Source organism: Streptomyces sp. NPDC059900 (genome assembly GCF_050270335.1).
Classification (GTDB): Bacteria; Actinomycetota; Actinomycetes; order Streptomycetales; family Streptomycetaceae; genus Streptomyces.
Window position 1 is genome coordinate 1 of the sequence record NZ_JBNNJZ010000788.1, and the last position, 3034, is coordinate 3034.

Below are 3034 nucleotides of genomic sequence, written 5' to 3' on the forward strand. Positions count from 1 at the left end.
TCTCTGGGGTATTTATGGCGCGGAGAAGTTGATTGTCCGACCGGATTCTCCGCGCGGGTGTACTGCAATAGGGCGAGCCCGGTCGGATTCAGCGTCTGTTTATCCGCCGGCCGCAATGTGAAAGGTGAATTACCCGGCTGCGGCCGGGGCAGTGGCTTCTCGCTCAGTTGATGCGGGCGGCGATGGCCCGTGCGCATTCCAGGGACTCGGCTTCCGTCGTGTCCACCTCCATGTCGTAGAGCACGCCGCGGTGGACCGACTCGGCCTGGGAGGCCGCCATCCCGGCGGCCCGGTCGCCCCGCGCCGTCTCCCGGCCCGCGGCGACCGGGCCGGCGCAGCGGACGCCGACCCAGAGCACCGGCAGCTCGCCGAGCGACTTGCGCCAGCGCTCCTGTGACGCCGGGCCGCCGAGGAACACCTCGTCGATGATGACCCGGGCGCCTGCGCGGGCCATCGCCGCGATCCCCTCGATCCACGCGGCCTCCAGGGTGCGGAACTCCGGGCCGACGGTCACCTCGCCGTCCGCGGCGACCTCGATCCCGTCGGACGCGGTGCGCAGGGACGCGGGCAGCGCGTCGACGAACGTGTCGCAGCCGAAGGTCAGCCACGGATCCGGAAGCACCGCCTGCAGACACCGCGCGATGCCGGACTTGCCGGAGCTCGAACCACCATTGAGAACGATCACTTGAGCCGTCACGGCGCCACAGTAGAAGCATCACCGCGCCACGGGAAACGAATTGCCGCGCGCCCGTCCCGGGTCAGCCCGTGCCGTCGTACGGGCTGCTGTACGGGCTGATGCGGCGGTAGGCGGCGCGTGCGTGCAGGACGCGGCCCGCCGTCGTACCGACGAGAGCCGCGGAAAGGAGGCAGGCCATCCACTCGATGTCGCGGTGTCCGGCCCAGGAGATCTCGCCTATGGGATGGGCGGCGAAGTAGTTCAGGAGCATCCAGCACAGCAGGGCGGTCCCCGGCGCTGCGGCGAAGCGGCCCCGCACTCCGAGCAGTGCGGCGAGCAGCGAGAGGGCCGCGAGCGCGAGTCCGGTGCGGTCGAGTGCGCCGAGCAGATCGAGCACGGTCACCAGGGCGAACGCGCCCGCGCAGGCGCCCGTCCAGAGGAAAGGTGTGGCCACGGGTTCGGGAACGACCCGCACGCCCTTGGCGATGTACCGCCACTCCAGCACCGTCGACTCCTCCCCACCGCCGGTCCGCCGGGGCGCCGCTGCCCCGGGAACGTCCATGACCGGCGCCTCCCGCCACAGGACCGGCGCTCCGGAGATCGGGCACGGGGCGTGGTCCCGGCCAGATTGTCGCACCCGCATTCGGGGGTGGTCTCCCGCTCGTCGTGTACCCGTCATAATTTCCGGATGGACCTCGCCCCGACTCCCGTGTACCCCGCGCCGCGACGGCGCGCCCCCGTCGTCGTCGTGGGAGCGGGGCCCGCGGGGCTCACCGTCGCCAACATCCTGCGTGCCGCCGCAGTGGACTGCGTGGTCCTGGAGACGGAGAGCAGGGAGTTCATCGAACAGCGGCCCCGCGCGGGCTTCATCGAGGAATGGGCGGTGCGGGCCCTGGAGCGGCGTGGCCTTGCCGACCGGCTCCTCGCGCACGCGCAGACGCACAGCGCATGCGAGTTCCGGTGGGCGGGCGAGCGCCACCGGTTCTCCTACGGCGAGCTGTCGGGCAACCGCCACTTCGTCTACCCCCAGCCCCTGTTGGTGACGGACCTGGTGCGCGCCTACGCCGACCGGGCGGGCGGCGACATCCGTTTCGGTGTACGCGACGTGGAATTGCACGGCATCGACACGGACCGCCCCGCGGTGTCGTACACGGACCCGCAGACGGGCGAGCGCGTACGCATCGACTGCGACGCCGTCGCGGGCTGCGACGGCGCGCGCGGCGTGACGCGGTCCTGCCTGGCGGAGCAGGCCACGGTCGCCCGGCACGACTACGGCATCGGCTGGCTCGCCCTGCTCGCCGAGGCGCCCCCGTCATCGGACTGCGTCGTCTTCGGCATCCACCCGCGCGGCTTCGCGGCGCACATGGCCCGAAGCCCCGAGGTCACCCGCTACTACCTGGAGTGCCCGCCCGGCGACGACCCCGCGAACTGGCCGCACGAGCGTGTCTGGTCAGAGCTGCACGCCCGCCTCTCGGTGGCGGGGGCGCCGCCGCTCACCGAGGGACGGCTGATCGAGAAGCGCGTCCTGGACATGCACAACTACGTCGTGGAGCCCATGTCCCGCGGGCGCCTGTACGTCGCGGGCGACGCCGCCCACCTCGCCGCGCCGATCGCCGCGAAGGGCATGAACCTGGCGCTGCACGACGCGCTGCTGCTGGGCGACGCACTCGTGGCCCACTGTACGAAGGGGGACGACAGCGCCCTGAGCGGGTACTCGGAGGCCTGCCTGTCGCGGGTGTGGCAGTACCAGGAGTTCTCGCAGTGGCTCGCCGAGCTGCTGCACGGGACGTCGTCGGGCGACCCGTTCAGGGCGGGCACCGCGGCCGCCCGGCTGCGCAGGATCCTGCGCTCGCCGGCCGCCGCGGCCGCGTTCGCCGAGCTCTACATCGGGCAGGGCGCCGGCAACTGACTTGCCCCTGTGCCTCTGCCGTAACGTTAGGGGTGCTGCTCGCGGGGCCGACTCGCGCGCCCCCTCTTCCTCCCGAGTACGACAGGTACCTCTCTTGCCCACGTCCGCACTGTCCCCGGCCGCCCGGCTGCGTGGTCTGCGTCCCGACTGGCTGTCCGACCCGAAGGTCTGGCGCACCGAGGCGCTCGCCGGTCTGGTGGTCGGTCTCGCGCTGATCCCCGAGGCGATCTCGTTCTCGATCATCGCCGGGGTCGACCCCGCGATCGGCCTGTTCGCGTCCTTCACGATGGCCGTGACCATCTCCGTCGTCGGCGGGCGCCGCGCGATGATCTCGGCGGCGACCGGCGCCGTCGCGCTGGTGATCGCGCCCCTGAACCGCGAGCACGGCTTCGGGTATCTCGTCGCGGCCGTGATCCTGGCCGGTGTCTTCCAGATCGTCCTCGGAGCGG

4 protein-coding genes are annotated in these 3034 nt (G+C 72.0%); 2 read left to right on the forward strand and 2 right to left on the reverse strand.

Annotated elements, in window-relative coordinates:
* Positions 1-163: 163 nt before the first annotated feature.
* Together cpt and ACQKIP_RS43915 are read right to left on the reverse strand one after the other, a co-directional pair.
* Positions 164-697 (reverse strand): chloramphenicol phosphotransferase CPT, encoded by a 534-nt coding sequence (cpt, locus tag ACQKIP_RS43910; protein ID WP_365854674.1) that lies wholly within the window; start codon positions 695-697, stop codon positions 164-166.
* Between the two features lie 61 nt (positions 698-758).
* On the reverse strand, positions 759-1238 hold the full coding sequence (locus ACQKIP_RS43915; RefSeq protein ID WP_365854672.1) for a hypothetical protein: 480 nt from the start codon (positions 1236-1238) through the stop codon (positions 759-761).
* Between the two features lie 126 nt (positions 1239-1364).
* Here ACQKIP_RS43915 and ACQKIP_RS43920 point away from each other — a divergent pair, with 126 nt between their 5' ends.
* Together ACQKIP_RS43920 and ACQKIP_RS43925 are read left to right on the forward strand one after the other, a co-directional pair.
* Positions 1365-2585, forward strand: a complete 1221-nt coding sequence (locus tag ACQKIP_RS43920) for a 4-hydroxybenzoate 3-monooxygenase (protein WP_365854669.1) — start codon at positions 1365-1367, stop codon at positions 2583-2585.
* Positions 2586-2679: 94 nt separating this feature from the next.
* A partial coding sequence (locus tag ACQKIP_RS43925; protein WP_427745566.1) for a SulP family inorganic anion transporter occupies positions 2680-3034 on the forward strand: 355 nt, incomplete at its 3' end.